Source organism: Georgenia daeguensis (assembly GCF_039537705.1).
Lineage (GTDB): Bacteria > Actinomycetota > Actinomycetes > Actinomycetales > Actinomycetaceae > Georgenia > Georgenia daeguensis.
The window spans coordinates 15566-32884 of sequence record NZ_BAABBA010000022.1 but is presented as its reverse complement, the minus strand read 5'-3'; the positions used below and the strand labels follow the sequence as shown (position 1 = coordinate 32884).

Below are 17319 nucleotides of genomic sequence, written 5' to 3'. Positions count from 1 at the left end.
CTGCATAGATGCCCGCTCAACGACACGCCGGTGCACGAGAGCCGTGGCGCTCCAGACGGGTCCTGACCTGCGAAGACGTCCAGATCGGCCCGGGACGGGAGTTCTCGCATCTACTGCAACTCCCGTGGGTTCTGATCCGATAATGGACCTTATGACAAAGTGCAGTCTGCGTATCTCATCGGATGCATCGCTGACGGCCGGACAGACGAACGACTCTCCCCTCAACCACTCCGACTCCTCTACTGAGTCGGCCGACGGCACTCCTACCTGCTCCTCTGCGCCCAGCGCCGGGCCGCGTCGCGGCGCTGCGATCCCGCTCCTCATGCACTGAACAACCCCCAGCCGAACCTCAACACCGGCGTGGCCGCAGCCCGTGGCTGTTCCAGAGCGCCCACGCCGGACGGCAAACTTCACCCCACCACGCATCCAGGCGTGTGCCGAAACTGGCCACCCGGCGGCAGCCACTTCGGCCCCAGCGACGTCACCACGACTCCCTCGGCGACGGCGTGCCTAGCTGTGGCGCTGCCTTCGGAGACGACTCGGGCGCAAACTACGCGAGGGCCGTCGGTACAGCGCCCGAATCCGCAGACGCGTGCGGTCCGTGCCACATAGAGTCGAGCCGCAACCTCGACATTTCTGGGACGAGATCGCCGCTGTGTAACCCCTGCGCGGCATGGCGCCCAGGCCGGTGTCCGTACGATTGACGGTGGTGGCAATGAGGCGGACCGAACGTGGTGCTCGCGGTCGGGACCACGAGTCCGGGCTTCCCCATGCCGGAGACGGCGCCCGCTCCCGGCCTTCCATTCTCTTTGGGGCCACGTCGTCAGGATCCTTCCACTTCTTGGCCGGTTTCCCCGAGTACCTGGTCGAGCAGGGCTGGGACGTTCAGCTCCTTAGCGGACCTGGTGGTGGGAGTACGGAGCAGTTCCTGCGCCCTGGCGTGACTACGTTCGAGTTGCCGATGTTGCGTCGTCCCTCACCGGTGGGCGACGTTCGTTCGCTGCTGGGCTGGATACGTCATCTGCGGAGGTACCGGCCGGACGTTGCCGTACTTGCCACGCCGAAGGCCGCGCTGCTGGGGCTCCTTGCCGCCAAGGGCACCGGTGTGCCGGCAAGGATTTACCACTTGTACGGGCTCCGACTTGAGACCACCAGAGGGGCTTTCCGTGCCTTGTTGTGGTTGTTCGAATGGGTGTCTGCACGCTCGGCGACACGGGTTCTCTCTGTGAGCCCGAGTCTGACGAGGGCATTCACCGCTCACCGTCTCGCACGTCCCGAGAAGATCGACATGCTCGGTTCCGGCAGTTCGCACGGGGTGGACATGGCGTGGTTCTCGCCGCAGCAGGTCGATGAGAGTGAACTCGCACGCCTTCGTGACAGCTTGGGTCTCACCGGAGGGCGACGGGTGGTCGGCTTCGTGGGGCGCCTCGCGCCCGACAAGGGCCTGGAGACGCTGGCCGCCGCAGTGGAACTGCTCGCGATCCGATCGGTCGACGTGGACGTGCTGGTCGTCGGAGGCGTCGACCGGGCCGGGTACGACCCTTTCGACAGTGTGACGAGGAGGCCTGTACGGGTCGACGTTGTCGAGGACACTCGGCCGTACTTCCGTCTCATGGATGTGCTGTGCCTCCCCACGCTTCGTGAGGGAATGCCGAATGTGTGCCTGGAGGCGGCGGCGATGGGCGTGCCGGTCGTGACGACGACTGCGACGGGAGCGGTGGACAGCATCCTCGACGGTCGTACCGGCATTGCTGTCCCCCCGGCTGACCCCGTTGCCCTGGCCGCCGCACTGGAGAGCCTCGCGCTTGATCCCAAGCTCGCTTCCAGCCTCGGGGCTCGCGGACGGACGTGGGTGCACGAGAACTTCTCGCGCCCCCGTGTATGGGCTGCTCTGGACACCTACTTCCAGGGACAGCTGACGCAAGGCAGCCGCGAGCCGGATCATGCGGTCGGCCGCGGGCCAATAGTTCGGTGGTTGCACCCCGTGCTGCTTCGCGCGCTCCCCAGGCACCGGTGTGACACGCGCGGGCCACCCGTCCGGTCTTCTCGGCACACCTCCCCCAGGGTTGGTCTCCCTGGCGGCGGGCTCAGATCCGGTGGGCTCCCGCACGAGGACCTGTGAAAATCTGGTGAAGATTCAACAGTTTTCCGTTCAGGAGGCGGTAAACGACGCCAGAGTTTGCATCAGACGCGAGCGACGAGGGCTGCTGCGTAGGGCGCCGAAGACCGGCGGTGCGCCAGGTCCGCGCCGTGCCAGTTTGGTTCCGTGCCGACACAGAGAGAGGCTGACATGGCAGAGCTGAGCAGCGGCACCACCGACACTCGTCCGCCGACACCGGCGTTCGTGATCGATCTGGAAACCCTCGAGAGGTTCTACGGCCGTTTCAGCCGCGCCCTGGAGCGGTTCTGGCCGAACGCGACGCTGGCGTACTCCTTCAAGACAAACTCTCTCCCCTGGCTCATCACATACATGAAGAGCCGCGGCGCGTGGGCGGAGGTGGTCTCCGACACCGAGTATGAGCTCGCCCTGGCCCTGGGGTACGGCCCCGACCAGGTGGTCTACAACGGTCCGATCAAGAGTCGGGACAGGCTCAGGGCGGCGCTCACCCAGGGCTCGGTGGTCAATCTTGACGCCAACCGGGAGGTGCGGTGGACGTGCGAGCTCGCCCGTGACCATCCCGGTCAGGACGTCGCCGTCGGGCTCAGGGTGAACTGGGACCTTGAGGCGATGTGCCCGGGCGAGAGCGCCACGGCGCAGGAGGGAGGTCGCTTCGGGTTCAACCTCGACAACGGCGAGTTCGACCGCGCGGTCGACGAGCTCACCCAGGCCGGGGTGAGGATCTCAGGGCTGCACCTGCATTCGAGTTCCCTGTCACGCAGCGCACAGGTCTTCCGCGCAGCGGCCACGGTCGCCGCTGAACTCATCACCTCCCGTGGGCTCGACCTGGACTTCGTCGACATCGGTGGGGGCTTCTTCGGTGGCGAAGCCCCCGGTGACCCGACGTTCGACGACTACATCGGGGTCATACGGGACACCCTCGGTGAGGTGGTGGACCCGGCACGGACGCGATTGATCGTGGAGCCGGGCAGGTCTTTGGTGGCGGTCCCGATCGAGTTCCACACCAGCGTCATCGACGTCAAGAACGTCGGCCCGCACACCATCGTGGTCACGGACGGCAGTCGCACGAACATCGACCCCACCTTCCGGCGGAAGGCTCCGTACCAGTATCAGCTCGTCACCTCCTCTGCCGCGACATCGCCGAGCCAGATCGTCAGCGGCTTTACGTGCATGGAGCACGACCGTCTCATGCGGCTCAACGACGCGCCGGCCCTCACCGAGGGTGACCGGATCGTTTACCTCAAGGTCGGCGCGTACTCGATGTGCTTCCAGCCCCTGTTCATCGAGTTCCTCCCGCCCGTGTATGTCCGCGAGGGCGACATGCTGATCCCAGTACGCGAGAGGTGGGGCGTGGCCGAGTTCCTTCAGGGCAACTCGAGACCCGGCTCGCCAGAGCTCCCTATGCCGCCGCTCCGCGGCGACAACGTGACGACCGACGCCGCCGGGCAGGACTCCGATCCCCGGCCCGATTTGGTGTCCCGACCGACCTCCTGAGTCGTCGTCGGAGACTGGCCACCATCAGGACGGAGCTCGGCGCAGTTGTCGGCCATTCACGCCGACAATGGCGAGGGCGTCGACGCCCGGCTGACCACAGCGAACGTCTCCCCTCTTGCCGATGTCACGCCTTCCTCGTACGCGAGGAGCGAGAGGTCGGGCTCCAGCCCGGCGGCTGCTTGGATGAGGACGGCGGGCGCATCCGCACCGGCAAGGTGCACGAACGGATAGCCACCTCCAAATCTCGGGTTTATGTCGATCACGTGCAGTTCGCCGTCCGCCGATTCGATGATGTCGAGATCGATGAGTGCACTTGGTCGGATCAGGGACCCGATGCGTCCGACAAGGTCGCGAAACCGCTCGGCGTCCACGGAGGTGGCCACATCCGTGGCTCCGGACCTCATCTGAACCTTCCGGCGGGCCAGCACACCCAGGAGCTGTGCGCGACCGTCTACCGAGAACACACCGTCCGCTCCGAACTCGGCACCGAGGAGACGATCTTGGACGATGACATGGCTGAGGTCTCCGTAGGCCGGCAGCCCGCGCCTGTTCAGGGCGGTCCTGGCCGAATCGGCTACGGCGGCCTCCAGATGAGCGGCTTCCACTATCCTCAAGCCCGTCGAGCCGCTGCCGAAGCGATGCTTGACGACAAACATCCGGTCGGCGGGGCCCTGCCGCGCCAGGTCGTGGCTCTCGGTCCCTAGGTGGGTGACCGGGGACGCGATGCCGTGCGCTCGAAGGGCTTTCGCCATGGAGAACTTGTCGGACACCGTCTCCTGGCCACCTTCCTCTAGCGCGGCAACGCGGCATCCGTACTCGCGCAGCTGGTCTGCGAGGCCCCTGGACAGCACTTCGTGCTCGTAGTCGTTCAGCGACAGGAACAGGTCAGGACGCTCTGTGTCGAACCAGGCGCGCATGGCTGCGGGGTACTCGTCGGCGTTGTAGGCCGGCATGGTCACGGCACGGTCCGCCACGGCCAACGAGGCACTGGTGGTCCGGAACTCCATCGAGATGACCTCGCCCGGCAACCCCACGTGCACCAATGACTCCTTGAACCACCCGACGATGTGAGCGCGCCGCCCCGCGGAGGCGATCACGATCTTGAGTCCTGGCTGGTGTGTCGGTCGACTCATGAGAACTCCCAGTGACCGTGCTGAAAAGACACCGCGCAGTGCCCGGGCCGGCGGCGGATCGTACGTGTCCGGGATGGCCACTATGTCCGGTGCGCCGCGATGAAGGACCGGTGTAGTGATGAAGGTTTAATGAAGATTCATCCGGCGACCTTCGTGCCGAGCGGAGCTCGGGCACGATCCTGCTCCCACCCACCAACCTGCATGGTTGCCGGCGGCCGTTCGTCGGCTATGCACCTCTCGTAGGTCATCGGATACGCGCTCGGGCCCGAAGCCGGTTCCGCCGCGCCTACCAAGTTCACAATTCGCGTTCCGCCGGCCGCACTAGATGTACCCGGCCATCAGGTTGGTGACAGTCGGCTGGTCGGCGGGAGGCCGCCGAGTGCGCTGTGGCGCCTTTGAGTGTTGTAGTACTCGATCCAGGGGGCAAGGGCGGCGGCTCGTTCATCGTTGCTGGTGAAGACCTGCCGGTAGGCCCACTCGCTCTGCAGGGTGCGGTTGAGCCTTTCCACCTTCCCGTTCTGCCAGGGGCAGTGCGGCTTGATGAACTTCTGCCTCGCGCCGAGCTCGGCGACGACCTCACGCAGGGAGTGCTTGTACGCCCAGGCGTTATCGGTCATGACGCGCTCGATCTGGGTGATGCCGTGGCCGGCGAAGTAGGCCGCGGCCCGGCGCAGGAACCCCGCGCAGCTGGTGCCCTTCTCGTCGGGCAGGATCTCGGAGTAGGCCAGGCGGGAGTGGTCGTCGACGAGGGAGTGGACGTAGTCGTAGCCGAGCTTGCCTGAGCGGTCGCGGGTGGTGGAGACCGCTTCACGGCCGTGCGCTCTCCAGCCGCCGCCGTCGGGGATCTTGCCGATCTTCTTGACGTCCATGTGGACCAGCTCCCCGGGCCGGGCGCGCTCGTAGCGGGTGGCGGTCGCCTTGGACGAACGGATGACCTCTCCGGTCAGCGGGTCGCACTCGCGCAGGTAGGGCACCCCGTGGCGGCGCAGTACCCGGCCAACGGTCCGGGCCGGGAGACCGAGCTCGGGGCCGATCCAGTCCTGCCCGCGCCGGGACGACGCGCGCAGCTCGAGCACCCGTTGCTCGACCTGGGCCGGGGTGCGCCGCGGGCAGGAGCGCGGGCGCGAGGATCGGTCGTGCAGGCCGGACTCACCCTCGGTGTCGTAACGCCTGAGCCAGTAGATGACCGTCTTGCGCGAGACACCCATCTCCTTGGCGACGTGGGCCTGCGGGCGGCCCTGCCGGCGCACCCGGTCGACGATGGTCAGGCGGCCGTGGAAGGTCAGACGGGCGTTACGGTGGGACACGAGGGCCTCCGGTGGGTGCGGACTCTAGACAAGCCACACCCCACCCGGAGGCCCTTCCTCGTTCAATCACCCACGACCGTGTGTCCCGACCGCTCCCGTGTCACCAACGTCCCGGCCGGGTACAACTAGAGCCGTTCGTCCCGGCCAGCCGATCTTCATCAGAAATTCAAGGGTCTACCGCCCCGCTCCGGTCGCCAGACTTACTACAGTCAAATGGACGGAGACTTATCGCAAGGAGCCCGCTATGGACTTGGCAGCCGTCGCCCGCCGATCGGTCTACTGGGCGCTGGACCGTGCCCGGGGCGGTCATGTCGCCCAAGCAGTCACCGAAATCAATGCCCTCTTAGATTCCTCTAGGTCACCCGCAGCCGTCGCGGTTCGACGGGACAGGCTGGCGGACCTGCTACGGCACGCCTCCAAAGTGACGGACTACTACGCCGGTCTCGACCCGAGCGATCTCGCTGAGTTCCCCGTGGTGAACAAGCTGACGTTCCGCACCAACGGCCAGTCAATGCTCGCTCGCGGCTTCGCCGCCCGTGACCTCTATCCGCACCGGACCTCGGGATCCACCGGCACCCCGTTCGAATCGTTGTGGGACAGCGGCAAGATGCGGCAGAACCAGGCTGACACGATCGCCCTGGCCGGCCGCGCCGGCTACCGGCTGGGGACTCCCATGCTGTACTTCAGGCTCTGGGGTGGGCAGTACCGCAAGAGCCGCCTCCGCTGCATGAAAGAGGCGATCACACCGATCGACGTCCGAGCCCTCGACACAGATCGGGCCCGAGAAGTCCTCGACGGCATCCGACGCCGACGCCGCCCGGTGACACTGTTCGGCTACAGCTCGGCCCTCGAGCAACTGTGCCACGTCCTCGACGACCAAGACTTGGACGTCAACAGCCACGTCAGTGCGGTGATCGCTGGCGGCGAGGCCCCGACGAACTACCTGAGCAGCGCCGCCCCTCGGCGCTTCGGCCGCCCGCTCGTCGCACGCTACTCCAACAGCGAGAACGGGCTCATCGCCCAACAGACACCCGGCGAAAGTGCGTACCGCATCAACGTCGCGTCCTATGCCGTAGAGATTCTGCGGCACGACTCCGACGAACCCACCCGGGCCGGAGAAGAAGGACGCATCGTCTTGACCGACCTGTTCAACTACGCCATGCCCTTCATCAGGTACGACACCGGCGATGTCGGAACCTTCGCCGTAGACGAGGACGACAACGTCGACGACACCACCCTGGCGGCGGTCTCCGGGCGCGCCCTCGATCAGCTCTTCGACACACGCGGGCGAAGCCTTAACCCGATGGCCAAACCAGAACTTGCCGACCAAAACCTCCGACAGTACCAACTGATCCAGACCGGACCAGGGAAGTACACCCTCAAACTCAACGCCGACCGCGACGCCGGGCGAGACGCACGGATCCGCGCCGACTACCTCACGTTCCTGGGTGCCGACGCAGACCTTCAGATCGAGTACGTCGACGAGGTTCCGCTGCTCGCCTCCGGCAAGCGCCAGATCGTGATCAATCAGTGGCGCCCCACCGGATAACCCACGTGGCAACCGTGTTATGCATACGGTTTGCGGCCGCGCGTGAGATGCGGAGCTCTCACGCAGCCGCACACTGATGTCGGCCCACCGCCTCAGTGTTGCACGAGAGCCGGTTCCTCGGCGATGCCGACGTCGGCCTGCGCGAGTGCCGGGGCGTCGTTGACGCCGTCGCCGACCATGGCGACGGTGCGTCCCTGGCGCTGGATCTCGGCGACCTTCTCGCTCTTGTGCTCGGGCCGGACCTGGGCGAAGACCTGGTCGATACCCAGCTCGTCGGCCACGGCCCGGGCCACCGGTTCGGCGTCGCCGGTGATCATCACGACGTGCACACCGAGTCCGTGCAGCGCGTCGACGGCCTCGCGGGACTCGGGCCGAACCTCGTCGGCCAGGGCGAGCGCGCCAGCGATCTCATCGTCGACGACCACGTGCAGGACGGTGGCTCCGGAGTCGGACCACTCCCGCGTCGCGGGGAGCGGGTCGAGCCCTCGTTCGGCCAGCAGGGCGGGGCCACCGACGGCGACCGAGCGCCCGTCGACCGTTGCGCGGACCCCGACAGCAGTCGACGCGGAGAAGTCCGTAGCACGCGGCACGTCGAGACCGCAGTGCGCTGCGGCGTCGACGATCGCGCGGGCGAGCGGGTGCTCGCTGTCGGACTCGGCGCCCGCGGCGAGCGCGAGGACCTCGTCCTCGCCGGTGCCAGCGACGGCTGTGACGCCGGTGAGCGCGGGGCGGCCGGCCGTGAGGGTGCCGGTCTTGTCGAAGAGGACGGCGTCGACGGTGCGCATCTGCTCCAGCGCCATGCGGTCCTTGACGAGCACCCGGCCCTTGGCGGCGCGCTCGGTCGCGATCGAGACGACGAGCGGGATCGCGAGGCCCAGGGCGTGGGGGCAGGCGATGACCAGGACGGTGATCACGCGGATCCAGGCCTGCTCCGGGGTGCCGAGTAGCAGCCACGCGACGAGGGTGACGGCTGCGGCGCCGAGCGCGAACCAGAACAGCCAGCCGGCGGCCTTGTCGGCCAGGCGCTGGGCACGGGAGGACGAGGACTGGACCTCGGCGACGAGGCGCTGGATGCCAGCGAGGGCCGTGTCCTCGCCGACGGCGGAGATGCGGACCCGGAGGGCGTTGCCGGTGGCGACGGTGCCGGCGACCACGTGGTCGCCGGCCTCGCGGCGCACCGGCTTCGACTCGCCGGTGATCATCGACTCCTCCACGTCCGCCCCGCCGTCGACCACCTCACCGTCCGCCGGGATGCGGCCGCCCGGCCGCACGATCACGACGTCACCCATCCGCAGGTCTGCGGGGGCCACCTTGGTGACCTGGTCGCCGTCGACCCGCTCCGCCTCGTCCGGGAGGAGGGCGGCGAGGGAGTCGAGCGCGGAAGAGGTCTGGGCCAGGGAACACATCTCGATCCAGTGACCGAGCAGCATGATCACGACCAGAAGAGCGAGCTCCCACCAGAAGTCCAGCCCGTGGGACTGCGCGCCCAGGGTCGCGCCCCAGGAGGCGACGAAGGCCACCGTAATCGCCATGCCGATCAGGAGCATCATCCCCGGCTTGCGTGCGCGGATCTCACTCACGGTGCCGGTGAGGAACGGGCGTCCGCCCCAGAGGTAGATGACCGTGCCCAGGATCGGCGAGACCCACGCGAGGCCGGGCAGGTCTGGCAGCGAGTAGCCGGGACGCGAACATCGAGCTGAGCAGCACCGTCGGCACCGCCAGCACGAGCATGATCCAGAACAGCCGCCGGAACTGAGCGACGTGGTCCCCGTGACCACCGTGGCCGTGGCCGTCGTGAGACATGTCGTGGCCCGCGTGCGCGTCGTGGAGAACGTGAGTGTCGACGCCTCCATGACGGTCGTCCTCGGGCATGGGATCGTGCCCCGCATGCCCACCGCCATGAGCGGAGTGTGCGTCGTCCTCGTGCAGCTTGCTCATCGCATCCGCCCGCTTCTTACCCGACCGGGATCACATCTCAGGCCGTGCACGCTGGGCCGGGCTTGCACTCTTACGGCGCAGCTGAGAACGGACGCGGACACCGGCATTAGCCACTGTTCGCGTGTTGCCCCTTGGGTGTGGTGGACATACGGTCATTGAACCGTCGGCTCTGGGCAGCCGGCCCGGAGCCTTCCCTACACCGAGGAAGGGCACGAAATGAGATCTAGCACCGCTGCTCGAACGCTCATCGGAGTCCTCGTAGGCGCCGCACTCGTCGGGCTACCAGCGACGTCCGCATCGACCGCTCCGGTCTCGACACACAACCCGGTGACAGTGGAGGGAGGGGAGCGACCCGAGAACGACCCCAGCCAGCCCCCGCCCACGTCACCCACTGCCTACGAGTTCGGGGAAACACTCGCAAAGCTCGAGGGTGAGGACCTCGAGATCACGTTCATGGCGGGGATCATCCCTCATCACCGTGCCGCCATCGAGATGGCTGAGCTTGAGCTTGAGCGGGGCCAGAACGCTGACATCCGCACGCACGCGGAAAACATCATCGCCAACCAGCAGCACCAGATCGACCAGTTCACCCGTTGGCTGGACGAGTGGTACGGGCTCACCCCCGAGGAGGCGATGGAACAGGCACCCCGCGAGGCGCAACGAGAGATGGCTACGATGGAGCGCGAGACCCAGGAGGACATGGCGAAACTTGAGCAGGTGCCGGCCGGTGCAGAGTTCGACGTCGAGTTCGTCCGCATGATGATTCCCCACCACTCGGCGGGCATTATCGAGTTCCTCGAGCCACAGTCCCGTGCGCCGCACGCCGAACTCCGCGTCGCCGCCGCGACCGGGATCATCAACCAGGAGGCCGAGATCGCAGACTTCCGCACCTGGCTCGGCGCCCTGGACCGCTAGCCCCACGAACTGCAACGCTGATCAACAGATGTGCCCCGACCCCTGTTTGGGGCCGGGGCACACACGGCGACTGCCCAGGCCGGGGTTCTAGGCGGTGCTTACAGGGCGACCGCCGGGAATGCCGTACCAGTCGTCGAGCCAGGTCTGCATCTGCTCGATCTCTTCGAGCTGCGCGGTGTAGATGTCTTCGCACAGGGTGAGCAGGTCGGGATGCTCAGCGTTGTCGAAGCACTTCTCCGCCTCGCGGATCGCGCCCCAGTGGTGGCGGATCATCGACCGCATGAAGGCCACCTCGAACTCCTCACCGCTGAGGTTGGCCAGGTGGTTCATCGATCCGCCACTGCTCGTGCCGGGCTCGTAGTCGATGCCGTACCAGTCCTGCAGCCAGGCCTGCATCTGCTCGATCTGAGTGGACTGGGAGGTGATGATCGACTCGCAGGTGGCGATGAGTTCGTCATGGACGCCCTCCTCCAGGCACATCTCGGCCATGCTCACGGCCATCGCGTGGTGGTCGATCATGCCGGTAAGGAAGTCGACCTCGAACCGAGCGGTCTGCTCGCTCGAGGCGGGAACGTCGGCAAGGGCAGGGCCTGCCATGACTACCCCGGCACCGGCGAAGGCGCCGGTGGCCAGTGCGATGGAGGCGAGTACGGCCGCGGGACGGTGGGCGTTACGTCGGCTGGTGGTCTCGGTCATGTGACTCCTCTACTTACGCGGGATGTGGCGGCTACCGAGGGACGTTGCCGCCGGTCAGGCATCGGCATGACTGAGCCGTCTCAGGCGATCGCGGCGAGCAGCTCGGTGCAGGCCTGCTCGCAGGCGCGGCATGCTTCCGCGCAGATTCGGCAGTGCTCATGCATGCCGGCGTGCGCCTCGCACTCGTCCCCACAGGCCCGGCATGCCTGGATGCAGGCCTGAAGCTGGGCTCGGGTGATGTTGGCGTCGTAACCGGTATGCCGGGACAGAACCCGTGCGGTGGCCTCGCAGATGTCTGCGCAGTCCAGATCTGTGCGGATGCACTTCCGCAACTCGGCGACCATCTCCTCGCTCAGACACGCGTCTGCACACGCGGTACACGCCTGAGCGCAAGCGATGACAGCGTCGACAGTTCGGGCCAGAAGCTGGCGGTCCAGGTTTATCTCGGCCGGGTAGCTTTCCATCATCTCGGCGGTCCTCATGGCTATCTGCCCTTCCTCGTCAGAGATTGGCGGTGGCCCTCCGGAGCATGGCCACCGTTGGCGTCCTCGACGCTACGAAGGAACGGATCAGGGTGCATCCCGAGCTGTCCGGATTCATCGAAACTTCACGGAAGAACCGACCTCACACGCAGGATGTCGCGAGGTGCCCCCTCGGCCGATCGAGCCGCATTCGTGATGTACCACACCCGTTCTCGCGCCTTGTATGAAGAATCGATGAAGAGCGTTACCTGAACGTGACTTAGGGCAGGTCGGCGATTACGTTGGCAGGCGCTTGCTATCGGCTCAGCCTCTCACTCGGCCCGTTCCGGCTCGACGAACGTTTCGGCCGAACGCAGTGGCGGCCGCACACCTGCGTCCCGCTCGACTTGGTGGCCTGAACGGGCATGATCACGGATCGGAGTGAAGTGGCGGCAGGAGGATCGGCCACTGCCCGCAGGGCAGGCGTGCAGAGCAGGAACCGGATTGCGGCCATCGACGCCGCGCGTGCGTTGGCGGTCATTGGCATGGTGATCGTCAATGTCGGCCCGCGTAGCGGTGACGGTCTGGCTGACGTCCTGCACCGGATTCCGCTCGGTCGAGCTTCTCTGCTCTTCGTGCTTCTTGCGGGGTTGGGCATCTCCCTCTTGACCCGGCGCGCTCGTGACAGTGGCGGGCCGCTGCCGTGGGCGTCGCTGCTCTGGCGTTCCGGGCTCCTGCTGGTGGGGGGTCTCGCGCTCCAACTGCTCGATCACGGCGTCAGCGTGATCCTGCCGACCTACGCTCTGCTCTTCCTCATCGCACTACCCGTTGTCCGGGCCCCGGACCGGTTGCTGCTCGTCCTCGCGGGCGCCCTCATGGTTCTCGGCCCTGTGACGTGGATTTTTCTGCAGATGGTCCAAGGCGTGCGTTTTGCCTCGGAGCCTGCCTCGCTCACCGACTCGCCGCTTCTCATCCTGCACAAGGTGCTCCTCTCAAGTCCGTACCCGGTGATCACCTGGGCAGGTCCCTTCCTGCTCGGTATGTGGCTGGGACGCCGACGCCTGAGCGATCGGGTCCTACAGCGCCGGATGATCGTCACCGGAGCGATCGCGGCCGTCGCCGGTCGCATGATCTCTCTGGCTCTCGTGGCATGGCTGGGCGAGCCTTCCAACACCATCGGGTTCGATCGCCTGGTTACGTCCGTGGCCCATTCCCAGATGCCGCTGTGGCTGCTGAGCGGGACCGGCAGTGCACTGCTTGCCCTAGGTGTTCTGCTTCGCCTGGGGCGCGTTGTTGACCGGTGGCTGTGGCCCCTGGTGGCCACCGGGCAACTCGCCCTGACCATTTACGTCGCACACTTGTTCGCTCTTGCACTTCTCATCCGGCCAGAGCCACACACCCTCGCCGAGGGGGTGCTCATCAGCTTCGTCCTGTCTGTCCTGGCGATCGTTGGCGCGACCTTATGGCGTCGTTACTTCAAGCAGGGTCCGTTCGAAGCCCTCCTCCGGGATCCGTGGAACCACCCCCGAATCCCCACCCGGCTGCGCACCGCCCCAGACGCGGAGACCACGCCGCCGAGCCACCCACCGCGCAACAGCACGAGCCCTCGGACCCGGTCCAAGGAAGAGCCGATCCAACCGGCCTCAGCCACTCCGCTCACGGGGTTGAAGATCGGCCCTCGCCCTCATCTACTCACCGGCCCATCTGGGCGCCAACCGGCTCAGATGCCGGTCCCGCACCCACCCCGCGTGACCGACTTCCCAGCCGGCGCTGGCCAAGGCTGACTTCCCGATCCGACCGGAACCGCCCGACGGAGGACTTCCTGTGCCCACTCAGAAGACAGCGGTCGTCCGCGCCGCCGGAACCGCTGCGGTCCTTGCGGTACTCACCGCATGCACCGGATTACCGACTCCCGCTGCCTCTACGTTCCCTACGGCAGCACAGTCATCTACGACGACGTCCCCCACCCCGGAGGCGGAAGCACCAGTGAGCGACTCCGCCCTGAAGGCCCACGGCGTCAGCGCCGCACACCCCGCGGCGGTGGAAGCCGGAATGACCGTTCTCGAACGCGGGGGGAACGCGGTTGACGCGGCGATCGCGACCGCGTTCGCCGTCGCCGTTGTCGAGCCGTTCGCCTCGGGTATCGGCGGCGGTGGCTCTGCGATTGTGGCACCCACCGGCGGCCAGCCCCGGGCCTACGACTACCGCGAAGTCGTGGCACAGAACGGCAAGATTCCTCCGTCCGGCACGGGAATCCCGGGATTCGTCGCCGGGATGGCCGCCCTGCACGACGACCACGGCCAGCTGGAGTGGGCCGAACTGCTCCAACCCGCGACCACGCTTGCCTCCGAAGGGTTTCCCGTCTCTGAGTTTCTCGCGCTGCGTATGCGCAGCGACTACGGCCCGGGCGCCATCTCCGGCCAGGACCAGTTCAAGGGCTGGGGCGGCCTGTTCGCTCTGGAGGCCGGCGACGAGCTTGTCCAGGAAGAGCTCGCGAACACGATGACCACCATCGCGGAGGACGGACCCGACAGCTTCTACACCGGCAAGATCGCAGAACAGCTCGAGGCCGTCGACGGCATCGACGCCGACTCGCTTGCCGCCTATGAGGTCGTGCGCTCCGAGCCGGCGCGTGGCGATGTCGGCAACTACGAGGTGGTCTCTGCCGCCCCGGCCCTTCCCGGGGTGGCAGTGATCCAGATGCTTCAGGTGGCCGAGTCCCTCGGGATCGCTGAAAGCGAACCAGGCTCGGCGGACTACGTCGAGAAGCTATCCACCGGCTGGCAGGTCGCCGATGCGGCGGTGACAGCCGAGCTGGGCGACCCCGCGTTCGTCGACGTGCCGGTAGACGAGCTGACCGACCCGGCCCGCAACGCGGCTCTGGCCACGAACGTCACCGCCTCGCCGGCTCCCGGCGGCGAGGGTGACAACCTCGCCGCTGCAGCGAAGCTTGTGCCGGGGAACACCACTCACATAACCGTCGTGGATTCCGACGGGCTCATGGTCTCGATGACGAACACCATCACCAGTTTCTGGGGCGGTAGCGATGCCCAGGTCGTGGGCGGATTCTTCCTCAACAACCAGCTCTCCCGCTTCGACGCCCTCGACACCCCACAGAACCAGCCCGCACCTGGCCGTCGTTCCGTGAGTTGGGCCGCCCCCACCGTTGTGCTCGACGACCAGGACCGCCCCGTCCTGGGGCTCGGCTCCCCCGGCGGCCATCAGATCCCGAACATCCTCGCCAACGTCCTCACCAGATGGGCCCTGCACGGCCAACCTCTGGCCGACGCCGTCGCCGCACCCCGCTTCCACCTCCAGGACGGCCAGCTCACCGTCGAGGAACCACCGTCCGATGACCTCGCTGACCGCCTCGAGGAACTCGGCTGGACCACCGACGTCGTAACGGTCGAAGAAGCGATCTTCGGATCCGTCCAGGCCCTCGAGGTCGACCACACCACCGGCGAGATCACCGGCACCGCCGATACCCGCCGCGAAGCCGACTTCATCGTGGGCCCGCCGTGACGCCGCCCACATCTCCTTGACCACCGTGCCAGCACCTGAATCAATCTGTCGGAACGGCATCAAAAATCGAATGCCTGGGTAGTTAGGTCGGCGTCGTGCATGGGGCGTGTTCCCTGCGCTAGAAGCCGAAACCCACGCCAGGTCGTGAGGAACAACTGTGAGCAGCAAGCAACGTAACGAGGAGCGGGCCGCCAAGCTCGCCGCCATGCGCGCCGAGCAGCAACGCAAGGATCGTAGGAGCAAGATTCTCATCTTCGGCACCACGGGCGCCGTTGTCCTCGGGCTCGCCGCAGCGACCGCCATCCCCTTGATCAACCAGGCCGAGAGACAAAAAGAGCTCGAGGCCGCAGCGAACGCGCCGATCGAGGGCGTCGAGGAGTTTACCGACCTGAGCTCTAACCACGTCGAGGGCACGGTCGACTACGCCACCACTCCGCCCGTTGGCGGCGACCACAACACCGTCTGGCAGAACTGCGGCGTCTATACCGAGCCGGTGACCGACGAGAACGTCGTGCACTCCCTCGAACACGGCGCCGTCTGGATCGCCTACTCCCCCGACCTATCCACAGACGACGTCGCCATCCTCACCGACAAGGCCAAGGGCGAGGCCTACGCACTCGTGAGCCCGTACGAAGCCCTCGACGCATCTGTCACCCTCAGCGCCTGGGGCCTCCAACTCAAGGTCGACGACCCGGCCGACCCACGCATCGACGCGTTCCTCGAGCGCTACCTCCAGGGCGAGCAGACGCTCGAGCCCGGCGCGGCCTGCTCCGGCGGGGTCGGAACCCCCGCCGCCTGAACAAGCAACGCACGAGAAGCGCCGGCGCACATCGGGACCCCTGCGGCTCCCCGCCTCGTCGTCGCCTAGTTTCGCAAACTCCAACGGGAACAGGGTCAGCGCGGGGCGCAGCCCCAGGATGACCGCGACGAGCCGGCCAAAGCAGCGCCCCAAGACCTTCGGTGCCGGTGATGCTCCACAAGACGCGCGCGTAAGCCTCCAGCGCGCACCCGCGTGACCGCCCTGGTCCCGGAACTCAGTGAGATGCCGGAGGTAATCGTTGACGTGACGTTCGTGGCAGGCGAGCAAAATCGCCTCGACGTCCGGGAAGTACAGCGTCACGCGCCCGATGCCAGTCTTTTCGGAGATCTGCGGAGACCGTGCGTTCGCGCGACCGCGACAGCGAGGTGCTGTCCGTCAAACGCAAGGACGGGACAACGGCGCCGATTTCGGTCGCCGTCGGTCCGCCGCCGTAGCATAACTGCATGGGGAGCTTGCGGTCAGAAGTCCCCTTCTACCTGCCTCAGGGCACCTGGTTCCTACGGCGGTGAGGGCCTTTGATCCGGTCGAGCAACCTTCATCGAACCTTCATTGCAACGCGGCTCTACCTGGTCTCAGCCATCACTACGGTCGAGCCAGGTGGTAAGGCCCCGGCCCCGGGCCCGATGCAGAGGAAGAGATTATGGAACTGTCCGGCACCGCCCGACGGGCCGTCTACTGGACGCTGGACCGTGCCCGTGGTGGGCATGTCGCCGAGGCGGTCAGCGACATCAACGCCCTCCTGGACGCTCCGCAGCTGCTGACCTACCTCACTCATCGGGCGGAGCGGGTGGTGAGCAACCAGGAGATCCTTGAGCACGTCTGGGACCAGGCGTTCGACGCCGTCCCTAACGTCGTCGAGGTTTACGTCGGGCGGCTGCGCCGCAAGCTGGAGCCGACCCCGGGCATCTCCATCGACACCGTCCGGGGACTGGGGTACCGCCTCACCGCGCGCCGCCAGCCCAGCTGGGGAAGAACTAGATGATCCTTACCCACCAATGCGGCCGGCGAAGCCCTTCGAGGGCGACCTCGTCCGGGGCGACTTACGCCCGATCCAGCCGCGGAACGTGCGTCCAAAAATGGGCGCTGTGCGCAGCGCCGCACTGCTCAACCTGGTGGCGTTGAGAAAGTCTTCCGTTCGCAAGCTGACCGCCGGCGCTGTCTCGGCTCATGCCCGACAGTGCCGGACGGGTACCGGTGTGCTGGCCCGGTTCCTAGCGGTGGTGGGGCGGGACGGGGTATCGCAGGTGCTCGGCGAGGTGCAGCGCGTGCCTGACCAGCGCTGACGTGCCCGTTCGTGTGGGCGTAGAAGACCGTGGTGTCCCTCCCGGCGGGTGGTCACCAGACCGCCCATGCGCAACTTGGCCA

Annotated in this window: 13 protein-coding genes and 1 pseudogene; 9 read left to right on the top strand and 5 right to left on the bottom strand. The window is 66.9% G+C overall.

Going from position 1 to position 17319, the window contains the following annotated elements:
• Window positions 1-673 precede the first annotated feature (673 nt).
• The gene (locus ABD774_RS17500) at window positions 674-2122 is read left to right on the top strand and encodes a glycosyltransferase (RefSeq protein ID WP_345044017.1); all 1449 of its coding nucleotides are present in this window, start codon (window positions 674-676) and stop codon (window positions 2120-2122) included.
• A 222-nt stretch (window positions 2123-2344) separates the two neighbouring features.
• Window positions 2345-3613, top strand: coding sequence for a type III PLP-dependent enzyme domain-containing protein (locus tag ABD774_RS17495; protein WP_345044014.1), 1269 nt, complete (start codon window positions 2345-2347; stop codon window positions 3611-3613).
• 56 nt (window positions 3614-3669) lie between these two features.
• Here the strand turns inward: ABD774_RS17495 and ABD774_RS17490 are convergent, their stop codons facing one another.
• Together ABD774_RS17490 and ABD774_RS17485 are read right to left on the bottom strand one after the other, a co-directional pair.
• The gene (locus ABD774_RS17490; protein ID WP_345044012.1) at window positions 3670-4710 is read right to left on the bottom strand and encodes an ATP-grasp domain-containing protein; all 1041 of its coding nucleotides are present in this window, start codon (window positions 4708-4710) and stop codon (window positions 3670-3672) included.
• 374 nt (window positions 4711-5084) lie between these two features.
• The gene (locus tag ABD774_RS17485) at window positions 5085-6053 is read right to left on the bottom strand and encodes an IS481 family transposase (protein ID WP_345044010.1); all 969 of its coding nucleotides are present in this window, start codon (window positions 6051-6053) and stop codon (window positions 5085-5087) included.
• Window positions 6054-6297: 244 nt separating this feature from the next.
• On the opposite strand from ABD774_RS17485, the gene ABD774_RS17480 reads away from it, so the two are divergent.
• Window positions 6298-7602, top strand: a complete 1305-nt coding sequence (locus ABD774_RS17480; RefSeq protein WP_345044007.1) for a phenylacetate--CoA ligase family protein — start codon at window positions 6298-6300, stop codon at window positions 7600-7602.
• Between the two features lie 119 nt (window positions 7603-7721).
• On the opposite strand, the pseudogene ABD774_RS17475 reads toward ABD774_RS17480, so the two are convergent.
• A pseudogene (locus tag ABD774_RS17475) lies at window positions 7722-9474 on the bottom strand (heavy metal translocating P-type ATPase); the annotation flags it as partial.
• 519 nt (window positions 9475-9993) lie between these two features.
• Between ABD774_RS17475 and ABD774_RS17470 the strand changes: the two are divergent.
• A complete protein-coding gene (locus ABD774_RS17470) occupies window positions 9994-10455 on the top strand; it encodes a DUF305 domain-containing protein (protein ID WP_345044005.1) in 462 nt (153 codons plus the stop codon).
• Between the two features lie 87 nt (window positions 10456-10542).
• Here the strand turns inward: ABD774_RS17470 and ABD774_RS17465 are convergent, their stop codons facing one another.
• Together ABD774_RS17465 and ABD774_RS17460 are read right to left on the bottom strand one after the other, a co-directional pair.
• Window positions 10543-11151 (bottom strand): DUF305 domain-containing protein, encoded by a 609-nt coding sequence (locus tag ABD774_RS17465; RefSeq protein WP_345044003.1) that lies wholly within the window; start codon window positions 11149-11151, stop codon window positions 10543-10545.
• Window positions 11152-11231: 80 nt separating this feature from the next.
• Entirely contained in the window at window positions 11232-11633 is a 402-nt protein-coding gene (locus ABD774_RS17460; RefSeq protein WP_345044000.1) for a four-helix bundle copper-binding protein, read from the bottom strand.
• Window positions 11634-12097: 464 nt separating this feature from the next.
• Between ABD774_RS17460 and ABD774_RS17455 the strand changes: the two genes are divergently transcribed.
• From ABD774_RS17455 to ABD774_RS17435, 5 genes are all read left to right on the top strand, one after another.
• Entirely contained in the window at window positions 12098-13396 is a 1299-nt protein-coding gene (locus tag ABD774_RS17455) for a DUF418 domain-containing protein (protein ID WP_345043997.1), read from the top strand.
• Window positions 13397-13598: 202 nt separating this feature from the next.
• Window positions 13599-15134 (top strand): gamma-glutamyltransferase family protein, encoded by a 1536-nt coding sequence (locus tag ABD774_RS17450; protein WP_345043995.1) that lies wholly within the window; start codon window positions 13599-13601, stop codon window positions 15132-15134.
• Window positions 15135-15291: 157 nt separating this feature from the next.
• On the top strand, window positions 15292-15933 hold the full coding sequence (locus ABD774_RS17445) for a thioredoxin-like domain-containing protein (protein ID WP_345043992.1): 642 nt from the start codon (window positions 15292-15294) through the stop codon (window positions 15931-15933).
• A gap of 661 nt (window positions 15934-16594) precedes the next feature.
• Window positions 16595-16936, top strand: coding sequence for a winged helix-turn-helix domain-containing protein (locus tag ABD774_RS17440; protein WP_345043990.1), 342 nt, complete (start codon window positions 16595-16597; stop codon window positions 16934-16936).
• A 103-nt stretch (window positions 16937-17039) separates the two neighbouring features.
• A complete protein-coding gene (locus ABD774_RS17435) occupies window positions 17040-17237 on the top strand; it encodes a hypothetical protein (protein WP_345043987.1) in 198 nt (65 codons plus the stop codon).
• Window positions 17238-17319 lie beyond the last annotated feature (82 nt).

Coding starts and splice junctions, on each gene's coding strand:
- ABD774_RS17470 (WP_345044005.1), top strand. CDS start 9,994: ATGGCGGGGATCATCCCTCATCACCGTGCCGCCATCGAGATGGCTGAG.
- ABD774_RS17440 (WP_345043990.1), top strand. CDS start 16,595: ATGGAACTGTCCGGCACCGCCCGACGGGCCGTCTACTGGACGCTGGAC.
- ABD774_RS17465 (WP_345044003.1), bottom strand. CDS start 11,151: ATGACCGAGACCACCAGCCGACGTAACGCCCACCGTCCCGCGGCCGTA.
- ABD774_RS17460 (WP_345044000.1), bottom strand. CDS start 11,633: ATGAGGACCGCCGAGATGATGGAAAGCTACCCGGCCGAGATAAACCTG.
- ABD774_RS17500 (WP_345044017.1), top strand. CDS start 674: ATGGCGCCCAGGCCGGTGTCCGTACGATTGACGGTGGTGGCAATGAGG.
- ABD774_RS17480 (WP_345044007.1), top strand. CDS start 6,298: ATGGACTTGGCAGCCGTCGCCCGCCGATCGGTCTACTGGGCGCTGGAC.